Origin of the sequence: Streptomyces sp. NPDC058464 (genome assembly GCF_042721035.1) — a bacterium.
Lineage (GTDB): Bacteria > Actinomycetota > Actinomycetes > Streptomycetales > Streptomycetaceae > Streptomyces.
This window is the reverse complement of sequence record NZ_JBHXMA010000056.1, coordinates 37455-53134: the sequence shown is the minus strand read 5'-3', so window position 1 is coordinate 53134 and position 15680 is coordinate 37455. Positions and strand designations below refer to the sequence as shown.

General features: G+C 70.8%; 13 protein-coding genes. 5 read left to right on the top strand and 8 right to left on the bottom strand.

What is annotated here, in order from left to right:
- Positions 1–17 precede the first annotated feature (17 nt).
- On the top strand, positions 18–656 hold the full coding sequence (locus ACFWPQ_RS45495; protein WP_384049203.1) for a DUF4232 domain-containing protein: 639 nt from the start codon (positions 18–20) through the stop codon (positions 654–656).
- A 27-nt stretch (positions 657–683) separates the two neighbouring features.
- On the opposite strand, the gene ACFWPQ_RS45490 is transcribed toward ACFWPQ_RS45495, so the two are convergent.
- Positions 684–1460, bottom strand: a complete 777-nt coding sequence (locus tag ACFWPQ_RS45490) for an SDR family NAD(P)-dependent oxidoreductase (protein WP_384049200.1) — start codon at positions 1458–1460, stop codon at positions 684–686.
- An 86-nt stretch (positions 1461–1546) separates the two neighbouring features.
- On the opposite strand from ACFWPQ_RS45490, the gene ACFWPQ_RS45485 reads away from it, so the two are divergent.
- Positions 1547–2413, top strand: a complete 867-nt coding sequence (locus tag ACFWPQ_RS45485) for a helix-turn-helix transcriptional regulator (protein WP_384049197.1) — start codon at positions 1547–1549, stop codon at positions 2411–2413.
- Here the strand turns inward: ACFWPQ_RS45485 and ACFWPQ_RS45480 are convergent.
- From ACFWPQ_RS45480 to ACFWPQ_RS45460, 5 genes are all read right to left on the bottom strand, one after another.
- Complete coding sequence (locus tag ACFWPQ_RS45480) at positions 2389–3762, bottom strand: alpha-amylase family protein (protein ID WP_384049194.1); 1374 nt, start codon at positions 3760–3762, stop codon at positions 2389–2391. The genes ACFWPQ_RS45485 and ACFWPQ_RS45480 overlap by 25 nt on opposite strands.
- Before the next feature lie 182 nt (positions 3763–3944).
- The gene (locus tag ACFWPQ_RS45475; RefSeq protein WP_384049191.1) at positions 3945–5606 is read right to left on the bottom strand and encodes a glycoside hydrolase family 13 protein; all 1662 of its coding nucleotides are present in this window, start codon (positions 5604–5606) and stop codon (positions 3945–3947) included.
- A 243-nt stretch (positions 5607–5849) separates the two neighbouring features.
- Entirely contained in the window at positions 5850–6758 is a 909-nt protein-coding gene (locus ACFWPQ_RS45470; protein ID WP_384049188.1) for a sugar ABC transporter permease, read from the bottom strand.
- Between the two features lie 13 nt (positions 6759–6771).
- Entirely contained in the window at positions 6772–7776 is a 1005-nt protein-coding gene (locus tag ACFWPQ_RS45465; RefSeq protein WP_384049185.1) for a carbohydrate ABC transporter permease, read from the bottom strand.
- 102 nt (positions 7777–7878) lie between these two features.
- A complete protein-coding gene (locus ACFWPQ_RS45460) occupies positions 7879–9153 on the bottom strand; it encodes an extracellular solute-binding protein (RefSeq protein ID WP_384049182.1) in 1275 nt (424 codons plus the stop codon).
- 329 nt (positions 9154–9482) lie between these two features.
- Between ACFWPQ_RS45460 and ACFWPQ_RS45455 the strand changes: the two genes are divergently transcribed.
- Both ACFWPQ_RS45455 and ACFWPQ_RS45450 read left to right on the top strand, forming a co-directional pair.
- Entirely contained in the window at positions 9483–10505 is a 1023-nt protein-coding gene (locus ACFWPQ_RS45455) for a LacI family DNA-binding transcriptional regulator (RefSeq protein WP_384049179.1), read from the top strand.
- A gap of 82 nt (positions 10506–10587) precedes the next feature.
- On the top strand, positions 10588–11445 hold the full coding sequence (locus tag ACFWPQ_RS45450; protein ID WP_384049178.1) for a phosphatase PAP2 family protein: 858 nt from the start codon (positions 10588–10590) through the stop codon (positions 11443–11445).
- A gap of 332 nt (positions 11446–11777) precedes the next feature.
- On the opposite strand, the gene ACFWPQ_RS45445 is transcribed toward ACFWPQ_RS45450, so the two are convergent.
- Complete coding sequence (locus tag ACFWPQ_RS45445; protein ID WP_384049175.1) at positions 11778–13352, bottom strand: amidohydrolase; 1575 nt, start codon at positions 13350–13352, stop codon at positions 11778–11780.
- Positions 13353–13405: 53 nt separating this feature from the next.
- Positions 13406–14857: an APC family permease gene (locus tag ACFWPQ_RS45440; protein ID WP_384049172.1), complete on the bottom strand. Its 1452-nt coding sequence runs from the start codon at positions 14855–14857 to the stop codon at positions 13406–13408.
- A gap of 178 nt (positions 14858–15035) precedes the next feature.
- Here ACFWPQ_RS45440 and ACFWPQ_RS45435 point away from each other — a divergent pair, with 178 nt between their 5' ends.
- A complete protein-coding gene (locus tag ACFWPQ_RS45435; RefSeq protein WP_384049170.1) occupies positions 15036–15644 on the top strand; it encodes a TetR/AcrR family transcriptional regulator in 609 nt (202 codons plus the stop codon).
- Positions 15645–15680 lie beyond the last annotated feature (36 nt).

Genomic DNA, 15680 nt, shown 5'->3' with positions numbered 1-15680 from the left:
AGTGGAGCGCCGTCGCCGTGAACGAAGACCTGAACACCTCCAGCACCGACATCTCCGACACCTCCGACACCTCCGGCCTGGGTGCCGCCGGGTCCGCGGGCAGGCACCGCGCCCGCCGCGGGGTCAGCCGCGCCAAGCTTGCCGGAGGCGCGGCCGCCCTGGCCGCCCTGGGCCTCGTCTGGGCGGGCACCGCCAATGCCGCGACGCCGAGCACCGCCAAGGCCACGCCGACCTGCTCCGCCGCCGCCCTCAAGGCCGGCTTCGGCAAGCAGCTGGCCGGCGGCATGAACCACCAGGGTGTCGTCATCACGCTGCGCAACCTCAGCGGGAAGACCTGCGCGCTGCGCGGCTACCCCGGCCTGGGCCTGGAGAACTCCGCGCACAAGGCGATCACGACCCACACGCACTGGGGCAACACCTGGTACGCCAAGGACCCGGGCAAGAAGACCATCGTCCTCAAGGACGGCCAGAGCGCCGAGGCCGTCGTCGCCTGGACGCACGCCAACACCGGCACCTCGGGTGCGGTGCACGCCTCCTACCTGGAGATCACGCCGCCCGCCTCGACCAAGCACAAGACGCTGGGATTCCCCCAGTGGGTCGACCACGCCGACCTCTCCGTCACCGCGCTGGCCAGGCACATCGACGTCACCGACTGACCTTCCACGCCCTGGCCGGTGCGGTGGCTACGCCCCGGCCCCGCCGTCCACCTGCAAAACCGCGCCCGAGACGAAGGACGCGCGGTCGCTGAGGAGCCAGGCGGCGGCCTCGGCTATTTCTTCGGGAGCGGCCGTGCGGCGCAGGGGGGTCACGGACTTCATGTGCTCGATGACACCGGGGGTGACCTCGTCCCAGTCGCGGACCATCTCGGTGAGCGTGCCGCCGGGGGCGACGGCGTTGACGCGGATGCCCTCGGGGCCGTAGGTGACGGCGGCCGACTCGGTGAGGCTGTTGACGGCCCGCTTCAGGGCCCCGTAGACCGGCAGGACGGGGTTGGCGCGCAGGCTGCCGACGGACGAGTTGTTGACGATGGCGCCGGTGCCGGCGGTGGCCCGGATGGCGGCGACCTCCGCGGCCATGGCGAGCCAGACGCCCTTGAGGTTCACGGCGGTGATGTGGTCGAAGTCGGCCTCGGGGAGTCCGTCCACGGGGCCGGGGTGCTGGGCGATCGCGCCGTTGTTGAAGGCGAGGTCCAGGCGGCCGTACACCTCCACGGTGCGGTCGACGGCGGCGCGGACGCTCGCCGCGTCGGCCAGGTCGCAGACCACGTAGTCCGCGGTGCCACCGGCCGCGCGGACCTCCTCGGTCACCGCCTTGAGCTGGTCCTCCGTGCGGGCGGCCAGCAGCACCCGGGCGCCCTCACGGGCGAAGAGCCGGGCGGCCGCCGCGCCGATCCCGCGCCCGGCACCGCTGATGAACGCCACCTTGCCGGTCAGCAGACCGGGATTCACTGTGTTCTCCATGGCTTCGAGCCTGCGTCCGGGCGCCGAGCCCATCCAGGCACCGGCGGTACCTGGATGAGGTCCGGCGCCCGGCGCACACTGGACGCGTGGACAGGCAAGAACTCGCCGCTTTCCTGCGCAGCCGACGTGAGCGGATCTCCCCCGCCGAGGTGGGGCTGCCGCGCGGTCCGCGCCGCCGGACGCCGGGGCTGCGGCGCGAGGAGGTGGCGCAGCTGGCGTTCATCTCGACGGAGTACTACACGCGGCTCGAGCAGGCCCGGGGCCCGCGGCCGTCGCGTGAGGTGCTGGGCGGGCTGGCGCGGGCGCTGCGGCTGTCCGACGCCGAGCGCGGGCATCTGCACCATCTCGCCGGGGCGCCGCCGGGGCCGCCGCCCGGGCCCTCCCGCGAGGTCCGGCAGAGCCTGCTCGACCTGCTGCACCGGCTTCCGCAGGCCGCCGCCTTCGTGACCTCCGCGACCTTCGAGGTGCTGGCCTGGAACGATCTGGCGGCCGCCCTCATGGAGGACTTCTCCGCGCTGCCCCCGCGCGACCGCAACCTCATGCGCCGCGCGTTCCTCACCCCGCGCCCGGCGGGCAGCCGGCTGTACGGGGTGTCGGACGTGGACTCCTTCGCCCGGCTCTCGGCGAAGCGCCTGCGGGCCGCGGCGGGCCGGTACCCCGACGCGCCCGAGGTGACCGGCCTGGTGGCCGAACTCCTCGCCGGGAGCGAGGAGTTCAGGCGACTGTGGGAGTCGCACGACGTGTCCGCCGAGCCCACCCTGGTCAAGACCTTCCGGCACCCGGTGGTGGGCCCCGTCACCGTCAACTGCGACGCCCTCGACATCACCGACCGGGACCAGCAGGTCGTGATCTACACCGCGACCCCGGGCTCACGGTCCGAGGAGGCGCTGCGGCTGCTGTCGGTGATCGGGACGCAGCGGATGGACCCTCAGCAGGCGGACTTCCCGGCGTAGATCGCGAGGGCGGTGTTCGAGGCCAGGGTGGCCGTGAACTGGCCGCTCGAATTGACCGTCACCGACGTGTTCGCCTGCACGTTGCAGTACGTCCCGGCCGGCAGGGACGTCTGGTAGGTACGGGTCAGGGAGCCCGACTCGTGGTTGATGGCGACATAGCCCTTCGCGCCGCGCCCGAAGGCGATCGCGTCGGCGCCGTCGTCCCACCAGTTCGTCATCGACTCGCCGCGTACCGCGTTGCGGAAGGCGACCATGCGGATGATCTCCGGCCAGGCGTGCTGGCACTTCCAGCCGTCCTGCCAGCAGGCGTTGACGACGCCGTTGTTGGGCGGCCCGGCGTCGGCGTCCGTCCACTCGTAGCCGGAGTTGATGTCCGGGGCGCCGTAGGGGTAGGCGAGCATGAAGACGTTGGCCAGCGTGTAGTTCGCGCCGTCCTTGTAGTTCAGCGTGCTGCCGTTGCGCTCGGTGTCGTGGTTGTCGACGAAGACCCCGGCGACCGAGCTGCTCATGTACCCCCAGCCCTCGCCGTAGTTCTTCAGGTAGGCGAGGTTCTCGTCGTTGAAGACGCGCTTGAGGTCGTAGGCGTACCGGAACTCCTGGACGTCCCCGTTGCCGGTGTACTCGGTCGGCTGGACGGCCTCGCCGGCGCCGTAGATGACCTCCTGCTTCCAGTACACGGACGGGTTGGTCAGCCGGGTCTTGATGTTGGCGAGGTCCTCGGCCGGGATGTGCTTGGCCGCGTCGATCCGGAAGCCGTCGACGCCGAGGCTGAGCAGGTCGTTCATGTAACCGGCGATCGCCGACCGGACGTACTCCTCACCGGTGTCCAGGTCGGCCAGGCCGACGAGTTCGCAGTGCTGGACGTTCCAGCGGTCGGCGTAGTTGGAGACGAGCGAGGTGCAGTCGTCGAAGTCGTAGGAGGAGTACAGGCCGGGGTAGTTGTACTTCGTGTACGACGAGCCGCCGGTGCCGGTGCCGCTGCCCGCCGACATGTGGTTGACGACCGTGTCGACGACGACCTTCACACCGGCCGCGTGGCAGGTGTTCACCATGTTCTGGAAGGAGGTGCGGTCACCGAGCCTGCCCGCGATCTTGTACGACACCGGCTGGTACGACGTCCACCACTGCGAGCCCTGTATGTGCTCGGCGGGCGGGGAGACCTGGACGTATCCGTAGCCGGCCGGGCCCAGGGTGCTGGTGCACTCCTTGGCGACCGAGCCGTAGTTCCACTCGAAGAGGACGGCGGTGACGTCCTTGGTGCCGGGCGGGGAGGCCGACGCGACGGACGGGGTCATGACAACGCTACAGGCGGCCAGCGCCAGCGCGACGGAGAGGGTCCTACGTGCCATGTGGGGTTCCTTCACCATTGAAGGCTCTTGCAGAAACCTTGCTGAAATCTTGCGGTTGCGCAGATGTTAAGGGCCCGCCACCCAGTTGGGTAGCGGGCCCTGTGAAGTTGCTGCAAGAAGTTACCGCATGACGCGCCGTCAGGTTACGGTCAAGCGATGCTCAGTCGGTGATCAGGCGGTGCTCAGGCGGTCGTCCACCACGCGGTGGTGTCGGCCGGCAGCTTCGCCTCGCCGTCCGCCTCGGTCAGCTCACCGCTGGCCAGCAGCACCCTGCCGTAGGCCGGAGTCGTCACCGACTCCCCGCTCGTGTTCGCGACGCACACGAACTCCCCGCGCCGGAAGGCGAGGACACCCTCCGGGGCGCGCAGCCACTCCACCGCGTCGCCCGCACCGAGGTCGGCCTGCTCACGCCGGACGCGCAGGGCGCTGCGGTACAGCTCCAGCGTCGAACCGGCCACCCCCGTCTGCGCCTCGACACTCAGCTCGCCCCAGTTCGCGGGCTGCGGCAGCCAGCTGCCCCCGGCCCCGAAGCCGTACGACGAGCCCTCCCGCGTCCACGGGATCGGCACCCGGCAGCCGTCGCGGAAGCCGTCCTGGCCTGCGCCGCGGAAGTACGCGGGGTCCTGCCGGACCTCGTCGGGCAGGTCCACGACGTCCGGGAGGCCCAGCTCCTCGCCCTGGTAGACGTAGGCGGAGCCGGGCAGCGCGAGCATCAGGAGGGTGGCCGCCCGCGCCCTGCGCAGACCCAGCTCCCGGTCACCGGCCGTGCGGATCTGGGTCCCCAGTCCCGGCGGGTTGGCGAAGCGGGTGGCGTGCCGGGTGACGTCGTGGTTGGAGAGCACCCAGGTGGCGGGGGCGCCGACCGGGCGCATCGCCTCCAGGGTGCGGTCGATGACGGCCCGCAGCTCCTTCGCGTCCCAGTCGGTGCTCAGGTACTGGAAGTTGAAGGCCTGGTGGAGTTCGTCCGGGCGGACGTAGTTCGCGGTGCGCTCGACGGTCGGCGTCCACGCCTCGGCGACGAAGATCCGCTCACCGGCGTACTCGTCCAGCACGTGCCGCCACTGCCGGTAGACCTCGTGCACGCCGTCCTGGTCGAAGAACGGCATGACATCGTTGCCCAGCAGCTTGAGTTGGTCGGCGTCGCCGATGTCCGGCAGACCCTCCGCCTTCACCAGCCCGTGAGCGACGTCGATGCGGAAGCCGTCCACGCCCATGTCCAGCCAGAACCGCAGGATGGAGCGGAACTCGTCGCCGACGGCGGGGTGTTCCCAGTTGAAGTCGGGCTGCTCCGGGGCGAAGAGATGGAGATACCACTCGCCGTCCTCGACCCTCGTCCAGGCCGGGCCGCCGAAGATGGACTCCCAGTCGTTGGGCGGGAGTTCGCCGTTCTCACCCTTGCCCGGGCGGAAGTGGTAGCGGTCGCGCGACGGCGAGCCGGGGCCCTCGGCCAGCGCCCGCTTGAACCACTCGTGCTGGTCGGAGGAGTGGTTGGGCACGAGGTCGACGATGATCCGCAGCCCCAGCCCGTGCGCGTCCCGGATCAGCGCGTCGGCGTCCAGCAGGTTGCCGAACATGGGGTCCACGGCCCGGTAGTCGGCGACGTCGTAGCCGGCGTCGGCCTGCGGGGAGGCGTAGAACGGGCTGAGCCACACGGCGTCGACACCGAGGTCGCGCAGGTACGGGAGTCTGGCACGCACGCCCTCCAGATCACCCATCCCGTCGCCGTTGCTGTCGGCGAAGCTGCGCGGATAGACCTGGTAGATCACCGCGTCCCGCCACCAGTCGCGGCGACGGGCGACGGTGACGGTGGCGGGGGCCGGTGCGGCGGATTGCTGCTGGCTCATGGCGTCCTTGATGCGTCGTAACAGGGTCATCGGGTCAGAGGTGAATACAGCGGTGGGATGGTGACAAGGCGGCCGCGGTCACAGCGGGGTCGGATGGAGACCACGGCCGCCTACCCCGCGCGTTCGGGCACGCGGGAGTTGCAACGCCCCGAGGGGCAGCGCCCCGAAAGGGGCGCGGGGAACTGCGCGACCAGCCACGACGGCGCCGCAGACGAACGACGACCCTCGTGACTCGGCCAACGGTCAGCCCTTGGTCCCGCCGGCGGTGAGGCCGGTCACCAGGTTCTTCTGCACGAGGTAGAAGAACACGGCCACCGGTATCGCGATCAGCACCGCCGTCGCGGTCATCAGGTTGCGCTGCGCGTCGTGCTCACTGATGAAGCTCTGCAGCCCCACCGCGAACGTGTACTTGTCGTCGCTGAGCATGAACGTCGACGCGAAGGCGACCTCGCCGAAAGCCGTGAGGAAGTTGTAGAACGCGGCGACCGCGAGACCGGGCTTGGCCAGCGGCAGGATCAGCCGGGCGAACGTGCCGAAGGGCGAGAGCCCGTCGACTCGGCCGGCCTCGTCGATCTCGAAGGGGATCGTGTCGAAGTAGCCCTTGAGCAGCCAGGCCGTGTACGGCACCACCGTCGTGCAGTAGACGAGGATCAGGCCGAGGTAGCTGTCGATGAGGCCGAGCCGGGACAGGATCTGGTACATCGGCACGATCAGCACGGCGATCGGGAACATCTGGGTGACCAGCAGCAGCCACATGAACTTCCGGTAGCCGGGGAAGCGCATCCGGGAGACCGCGTAGCCGGTGGTGGAGGCGAGGATCAGGCCGATGACCGTCGTACCGCCGACGACGATCATCGTCGTCCTGAACCAGTCCCAGAAGCCGGTGTGCTGGAGGACGAACGAGTAGTTGTCCAGCGTCATCTTGTGCCAGATGCCGCTCGGGTGCAGGTAGTCGTCCTTGTCCGGGCCGAGGGACAGGAAGATCAGCCAGCCGACCGGGAAGAACGCGATCAGGCTCGCGACGGCGAGGACGCCGTGGACGGCGGCGCTGCCCAGCGGGCCGCGCTCGCCCCTGCCGCGGACTCGGCGGGTGGTCGTCACGGGGGCCTCCTCGGCGACCTGGGCGGAGGTCCGGACCGTGGTCGTACTCATGGGAACTCCTGTCTCAGATCGCGAGCTGCTGGTCGTTGCGGTTGAGCCAGCGGCGGTAGAAGGAGGTGAAGACGATCAGGATGGCCAGCAGCAGCATGCCGTAGGCGGCGGACTGGGCGAAGTCACGCGGCTGCTGTCCGAAGCCGAGGTAGTAGGCCCAGGTGACCAGGATCTGCGCGTCGGGGGCGGTGTTGCCGAACAGCAGGAAGATGACGGCGAACTGGTTGAACGTCCAGATGATGCCGAGGAGTACGACGGTGGAGCTGACGGACCTGAGCCCCGGCAGGGTGACGTACCGGAAGCGCTGCCAGGCGCTCGCGCCGTCCATCTCGGCGGCCTCGTAGAGCGTGCCGTCGATGGCCTGCAGGCCGCCGAGCAGCGAGAGCATCATGAACGGCACACCGCACCAGGTGTTGACGAGGATCGCGGCGGCCCGCTGCCAGAACGTGTCCTCCAGCCAGTCGGGTTGCGGCAGATGGAGGAAGTGCAGGGTCGCGTTGATGATGCCGCCGTCGGCGAGCATGAACCGCCAGCCGAAGACGGTGACGAAGGTCGGCACCGCCCAGGGCAGCACCAGGACCATGCGGTAGAAGGTGCGGCCGCGGAACTTCTCGTTGAGCAGCAGGGCGAGGCCGAGACCGATGGTGTAGTGCAGGGTGACGCAGAGCGCGGTCCAGACGATCGTCCAGAGGAAGTGGGACCAGAAGCGGTCGTAGGACGTCGGGCCGAACAGGATGTCCTTGTAGTTGTCCAGGCCGATGAACTTGTACGTGGCGTCGATGTGGTTGACGCCGATGGTGCGGGCGGTGTTGAGGCTGTTGGCGTCCGTCAACGTCAGGTAGAAGCCGTACACCAACGGGTAGACGACGAGCGCCCCGAGGACCACGGCCACGGGCGCGATCATCGCGTAGGCGTACCAGTACTTCTGGTAGTTGTTCTTCAGCCGCTGGCCCAGCCCGGGGCGGGGCGCGCGGTCACCGTGGCGTTTGCCGGTCGCGCGGTCGATGGCGACTGTCATGGTTCGACACCTTCTGGTCTTCCGGGGTCGGGCTGGCTGGGCACAGGCCGGTGGCCGCCGGAGCACCTCCCTGAACGAGGCACTCCGGCGGCCGGCCGGCGCTTACTTGCTGAAGTCGGGGACGAGCTTCTCGATCCCGAGTTCGGCGGTGCTCAGGCCCTTGTCCAGGGACTCCTTGCCGCCGGCGATCTTGGTCAGCTCGGTGCCGACCGGACCCCACAGGGAGGAGTACTCGGCGAGCGCCGGGCGCGGCTGGGCGGAGGAGAGGACGGCCTGGTAGCCGGCGATGCCCGGGTCGGCCTTGACCTCGGCCGTGTAGGCGTCGGAGCGGGTCGGCAGGGTGGAGTTCTTCAGGGCGATCTCCGTCTGGGACTTCGCGGAGGTCATGAAGGCGACGAACTTCTCGGCCGCGGCCTGGTGGGTCTTGTCGATGCCGGCGTAGATCGAGAGGTTGTGGCCGCCGGTCGGGGCGCCCGCCTTGCCGGTGGAGCCGGCCGGGACGGTGGCGATGCCGAGGTTGGACTTGTCGCTGAACGCGGAGCCCTTGTAGAAGTTGGTGATCTCCCAGGGGCCCTCGATGGTCATGGCGACCTTGCCGTTGACGAAGGCGTCCTGACGGTGGGCGTAGGCGTCGGCGGTGACGTCCGCCTTGTGCAGGCCCTTGCCGGAGTAGAGGTCAAGCCAGGTCTGGTAGCCCTTCTCGGCCGCCGCCGAGGTGATGGTGATCTTCTTGGCGGAGGCGTCGACCATGTCGGTGCCCTCGCCGTAGAGGAAGGGCTGGGTGTAGTACGCGGCCTCGGGGCCCCAGTAGCCGGTGGTCTTGGCCTTGTCCTGGATCTTGGCGGCGTCGGCCTTCACCTCGTCCCAGGTGGTGGGAGCCGCGGTGATGCCGGCCTTCTTGAAGAGCGCCTTGTTGTATACGAGGGCGAGGGTGTCGGTGACCAGCGGGACGCCGTAGGTCTTGCCCTCATACTGGGCCTGGGTCATCAGGCTGGACTGGAACTTGTCCTTGTCGGCGAGGGCGGCGGTGCCGTCCAGCGGCACGAAGTAGCCGGCCTTGGCGAAGGCGGGGGTCCAGCCGACCTCCGAGCGCAGCACGTCGGGGGCACCCTTGCCGGACTGGGCGGCCGTGTCGAACTTGTTCTGCGCCTGGTCGAACTGGACGTTGACGTAGTTGACCTTGATGCCCTTGTTCGCGGCCTCGAACTCCTTGACCAGGGCCTTGTACGTGGGTGCCTCATTGGTGGCGTTGGAGGTGTCCCACCAGGTGATGGTGACCGGGCCGTCCGACTTGCTGTCGCTGTCGCTCCCGCCGCACGCCGTCGCCGTGAGGGCGAGGGACGCCACCAGCGCGGAGGCCGCTATGCCACGCCGCATGAGTTCTCCTTGAGGGTGAAAGCCCGTTGTGCTGCCGACGCGCCGTTGCCGTGGCCGGGCGTCAGGGAACGTAACAGCGATGTAAGCCTTGCGAAAGACCTTGCAGAAAAAAAGTGCAAGAGACTGCGGACGTTATGCCGCCGTGACTCCCCGTCGACCGCCCCGAGACCCTTGCTGCCCTGGGCTGAGCGGGGCATGTCCCGGTTGTGCAAGACTCTGCAAGCTCTTGCCATCCGACTTCCGCACGGGAATCATCCCCTTGCGGGACCAGGAGCGCCGACCAGAACAGAGGGACCGCGATGACGATACGGCCGGTACAGTCCGGTGCCGTGACCACACGGCTTGCCGACATCGCAGCGCAGGCGGGGGTGAGCGAGGCGACGGTGAGCCGGGTCCTGAACGGGAAGCCGGGCGTCGCCGCCACCACCCGCCAGTCCGTGCTCGCCGCCCTGGACGTCCTCGGCTACGAGCGTCCGGTCCGGCTGCGGCAGCGCAGCGAGGGCCTGGTGGGCCTGATCACGCCCGAGCTGGAGAACCCGATATTCCCGGCCCTGGCGCAGGTCATCGGGCAGGCGCTGACCCGGCAGGGCTACACCCCGGTGCTCGCCACCCAGACCCCCGGCGGTTCCACGGAGGACGAGCTGACCGAGATGCTGGTGGACCGCGGGGTCGCGGGCATCATCTACGTCTCAGGGCTGCACGCGGACACCACCGCCGACATGCAGCGCTACGAGCGGCTGCGGGCGCAGGGCGTGCCGTACGTCCTCGTGGACGGCTTCTCGCCGAAGGTGCAGGCGCCGTTCATCTCGCCCGACGACCGGGCCGCGATGACGCTGGCCGTCACCCACCTCGTCTCCCTGGGCCACACCCGGATCGGGCTCGCCCTCGGCCCGAAGCGCTTCGTCCCGGTACAGCGCAAGATCGAGGGGTTCGTGCGGGCGATGCAGGACCAGTTGGGCCTCGCCGCGGAGACGATCGAGACGCAGCTCGTCCAGCACTCCCTCTACACCCTGGAGGGCGGCCAGGCGGCCACCACGGCGCTCATCGACCGCGGGTGCACGGCGATCGTGTGCGCCAGCGACATGATGGCCCTCGGCGCGATACGGGCCGTACGCCAGCGTGGCCTGGACGTCCCCCGGGACGTCTCGGTGGTCGGCTTCGACGACTCCCCGCTCATCGCCTTCACCGACCCGCCGCTCACCACCATCCGCAAGCCGGTCCCGGCGATGGGCCAGGCCGCGGTGCGCACCCTGCTGGAGGAGATCGGCGGCACCCCGGCCCCGCACAGCGAGTTCGTCTTCATGCCGGAGTTGGTGGTACGCGGTTCCACGGCGGCAGTACCTGGGAAGTAGTCGCCCCGCCGTAGAACATGCACGGTGAACCCGACCTTGGGATGATCTGCCGTAGACGTCTTTTCTGGCAGACTCTGTGCCTATGAGTGACTCGACCGTGACAGAGCCGGAAGGTCGCGCACAACAGACCCTTCCGCGGACCGTCACGGGCGAGGGCGACCAGCGGTTCCTGCACCGGCTGCGCACCCCGCGCCGGCCCAGGCTCTGGTTCGAGATCCTCCTCATCGCGGTGAGTTACTGGACCTACTCCCTGATCCGCAACGCGGTCCCGGAGCAGAAGGCGCAGGCGCTGCGCAACGCCGACTGGATCTGGCGGGCCGAGCGCCACCTGGGGATCGCCGTCGAGGAGTCGGTCAACCATGCCGTGAACTCGGTGACTTGGCTGATCGTCGGCATGAACTACTACTACGCGACCCTGCACTTCGTGGTGACGCTGGGGGTGCTGGTGTGGCTCTACCGCAGCCACCCCGGCCGCTACGCGGCGGCCCGCCTCGCCCTCTTCGCCACGACCGGTGTCGCCCTCCTCGGCTACTACCTGTTCCCGCTCGCCCCGCCCCGCCTGATGAACGACGGCGACTTCGTCGACACGGTGACGGTCCACCACACCTGGGGCTCGATGGCCTCCGGCGACCTCAAGCACATGTCCAACCAGTACGCCGCGATGCCGTCCATGCACATCGGCTGGTCCCTCTGGTGCGGCCTGACGGTCTTCGCCCTGGCCTCGGTGCCCTGGGTCCGGCTCCTCGGCCTCCTCTACCCCACGGCCACCCTCCTCGTCATCGTCGCCACGGCCAACCACTTCTGGCTGGACGCGGTGGGCGGCGCCCTCTGCCTGGCCTTCGGCTTCGCGGTGGCCCGCCTGTGGTACGGCGCCCTGCCGTACGCCCTGCCCCGGCAGCCGACGGGGGTGACCGTGCTGCGGAGCCCTGCGGGCGGCTAGGCCGGCCTCGGTCCGGGGCGAGGCCTTGCTGCGGCCGAGGCCGGCATCGGTCCGGGGCGCACGGCCGGTTCGGCACCGCCGACCACCACGGCGGTGGCTGAGCGCCGCTGCGGCGGAGAACAGAGAGCCGTCGGCTCAAGAACAACCGACGCATCAATGACAACCTCCGGCCCAGAACCACCCCGGCCCAGAACCACCCCGGCCCGGAGCAACCCCCGGCCCGGAGCACCCCCGGATCAGGGCAACTGCCGGCCCCCTTCCCCCGCCGCGACGGCGCCCAGCCACCACGGCGGTGACCGGCGGTGCCGGACCCTGCTCGGCCCGCCGGCGCCTCACTTCCCCCGGTGCACCACGTACCCTCCGGTCACCGTCAGGCGTACCGGTGCCTCTGTCAGTTCGTCCGCCGGGGAGTCGACGGGGTCCAGGGCGAACGCCGTCAGGTCGGCGCGGCAGCCCACCGCGACGCGGCCTGCGACGGCCGCCTCGCCCGCCGCTCGTGCCGCGTGGGTCGTGCAGCCCTCCAGGGCCTCCAGGCCCGTCAGGCCCGCCCGGGCCGACGCGGCGCCGCGCGGGGCGCGGGCCGTCGCCAGGACGGCGCGGACGTCGTGGTGGGCGATCGGCCAGTCCGAGCCCAGCGCGACCGTCGCACCCGCGTCCCGCAGGTCACGCAGCCGCCAGGCGTGCCCGGCGCGGGCCGAACCCAGCCTCCGGGACCATTCGTCCGTGCCGTCGGCCCGCGTGTACGCCGTGTGCGGCGGCTGCATCGACGCGGCCACCCCCAGCTCCGCGAAGCGGGGCAGCAGGTCGTCCGGGGCCGTTTCGATGTGCTCGATGCGGTGCCGGCCCGCGGCGCCCGCGCCCAGCCCCGCCACCACGTCCAGGACGTGCCGTACCGCCGCGTCCCCGATGGCGTGCGTGGCCGTCCGTACGCCGGCCCCGTGCAGGTGCCGTACGGCGGCCCCGTAGGCCTCGGGGTCCGGCCAGAACGCCGCGGTCCCCTGGCCGTGGCAGTCCGCGTGCGCCAGCCAGGCCGTGCCCCCTTCCACGGTCCCGTCCATGAAGAACTTGACCCCGTCCACCACCCAGTGCCGCCCGCCCCGCCCCTGCGCGGCCACCAGCTCCGCGAGCCCGGCCGCGTCGATCCCCGGCATGCACCAGGGCGCGAAGCGCAGCCGCAGCGGCAGGACGGTCTCCTCGGCCACCGCCCCGACCAGTTCCGCGTCCCCGGCGTCCATGACGTGCGCCCCGGTCAGCCCGGTGGCCGCCATCGCGGCGAGCAGCTCGACGAGGCGGGCCCGGCGGGCGGCGTACGAGGGCCGGGGCACCAGCCGCTCGACCAGCTGCATCGCCGCATGCTCCACGAGGTGCCCGGTGGGGCGGCCCTCGGGATCGCAGACGACCTGCGCCCGCTGGGCGAAGGCCCGCGCGCCCGTGACCCCCGCCGCCGCGAGCGCCGCGCCACTGGCGAGCGCGGAGTGGCCGTCGTAGAGCCGGAGGAAGGCGGGGGCGCCGCCGAGTACCTTCTCGACGAGCGCGCGGTCGACGGGGCGGCCCTCGAACGCGTTGTGGTCGAGGCCGAAGCCGATCACCCAGCCGTCGGTCCGTTCGGCCCCGGTCAGCGCCGCCCGCAGGCCCGCCAGGTCGCGAACGCCCGACAGGTCGGCGCCGGTCGCCATGTCCAGGCCCCACACCGGGTGGCTGTGCGCGTCCACCAGGCCGGGCACCAGGTGGGCGCCGCTCAGGTCCATGACCTCGGTGCCCGGCCCCCGCCAGTCGCGGACGTCCCGTTCCTCGCCGACGGCGGCGATCACCCCGTCACGGACGGCGACGGCGGTGGCGAACGGCCGGGCGGGGTCGAGGGTGCGGACCTCGGCGCCGGTCAGGATCAGGTCGGGGCTGGCGGTCATGTTGCGGTGAACTCCCTTGTCCGGTACGGCTGTTCGGCTACTCGACTGTTCGCCTATTCGGTCGGCTCGGCCGCGAAGTCCGCGTACACCGCGGGCCGTTCGCGGCGCAGCCACCACGCGAGACCGAGGCCCGCGACGAAGACGGCGGGCGCGATGACGATCAGCAGGGTGTTGACCGTGCTCGACGCCCCGGTGAACAGGTCGATATGGGTGATGACGAGCCCTATCGCGGTGGCGAGCAGGACGGCGGCGACGGTCGGGGCGACCACGGTGCGCAGGGTGCCCTCCTCGTGCCGTATCCGCCGGAAGTAGCAGGGCACCGCGATCGCCGCGAGCAGCTGGAGCGCGAACAGGCCGATCATTCCCGGGGTGTTGACCCACAGCAGCAGCTGGTTGTACGGGTCCGCGCCCGCCGCCCAGAAGGCGAGCACGACCGCCAGGCCGAGGACGGTCTGCGCGGCACCGGCCAGGTGCGGGGAGCGGTGGCGCGGGTGGATCGTGCCCAGCGGCCTGGGCAGGACGCCTTCCTCGGCGAGGGCGAGGACGTAGCGGTTGATCGCGTTGTGGAAGGCGAGCAGCGAGGCGATGATGCTGGTCACGATGAAGAGGTGCATCAGGTCGGCCGCCCAGCCGCCCACATAGGTGGTGATGGCGGTGAAGAAGAGCCCGCCGGGGTCCTTGGCGGCGGCCGCGATGACGTCCTGGTTCCCGAAGGCCTGGATGATGATCCACACCATGAAGGCGTAGAAGAGGCCGAGGAACGCGACGGCCACGTAGGTGGCGCGCGGGACCGTGCGGTCGGGGTCGCGGGCCTCGCGGCGGTAGATGACGGTCGACTCGAAGCCGGTGAAGGCGGCGAAGGCGAAGGCGAGGACGACCGCGGTGCCGGAGACGAAGACGTGGCCGGGTGCGAAGGAGGCGCCGGACAGCCCGTGCGCGCCGCCCTTCACCAGCACTCCGCCGGCGAGCAGCACGAGGATCCCGGTCTCGGCGACCAGCAGCACGCCGAGCAGCTTGGCGCCGAACTCGATGGAGCGGTAGCCGCCGTAGCCGATGAGGAGGAGACCGGCGAGGGCGATCGGCAGCCAGGGGACGTCGACGCCGAAGAGGGCCTTCGCGGTGTCCCGCCCGGCGCTGCCGAGCAGGCCGTAGACGCCGATCTCCATGCCGTTGTAGCCGACGAGGGCGAGCAGCGCCGCGCCGATGCCGACGGGGCGGCCGAGGCCGCGGGTGATGTACGCGTAGAAGGCGCCGCCGCTCCTGACGTGCCGGCTCATGGTGGTGAAGCCGACGGCGAAGACGGCGAGGGTGATGCCGGCGATGAGGTAGCCGGCGGGGGCGCCGATACCGCCGAGCAGGACGGCAAGGGGGGCGACGCCGGCCATCACGGTGAGCGGGGCGGCGGCGGAGATGACGAAGAAGGCGATGTCGGCGGTGCCGAGCGAGCCGGAGCGGAGCGTGGCCACGGCGGGTGGCGTGCTCTCCTCGCGAGCGGTGACGGACATGGGGAGGAGCCCTTCGAGCGCGACGGACGGGAGGGTTCCGGGCGTGCGGGATAACCGGCGCTACCGGGGCAGGAGGTGCCCCGGACCCGTAAATCTAAAGCCTTTCGGTTTTGGCAATGTAGCCTCCTCCTGGACATCCGGGAAGACCCGTTTCACACCTTCAGGGGAGAACACACAGATGGGACGGCCGCGCACCCCGCTCCTCGACCGGGAGCGGATCACCACGACCGCGCTGCAACTCGTCGACGAGCAGGGCGACTTCAGCGTCCCGAAGATCGCGAAGCGGCTCGGCACCCAGGCCGGCTCGCTGTACCACCATGTGGACGGCCGGGACGGCATCGTCGAGCTGCTGCGCGAACGGGTCGCGGCCGCGATCGACCCCGCGACCCTGGACCTGGCCCCCTGGGACACCGCGCTGGAGTCCTGGGCCCGCTCCTACCGGGCCGCGTTCGCCGCCCACCCGAGGGCGATCCCGCTCCTGATGACCTCGCCGGTGCGGGCACCCCGGGTCCTGGAGCAGTACGAGCGCGCGGTCACGGTGCTGCTGACGGCGGGCTTCGCCGCGGCGGACGTGATGCCCCTGCTGATCGCCCTGGAGAACCTGGTGCTCGGCTCGGCGCTGGACCTGGCGGCCCCGGAGACGATGTGGGAGCTGACGGACCGGACACCGACCCCGCGCCTGGCGCAGGCCCTGGCGGCGGTGGAGGACGGCAGGGCGGACCGCGCGTTCGAGGTGGGCCTGACGGGCCTCATGAACCACGCCCGGAGCCTGCTGCTCCAGCACTGAACCCCTGCTCCGGCAGACTCCGTGTCCGGCGGACTC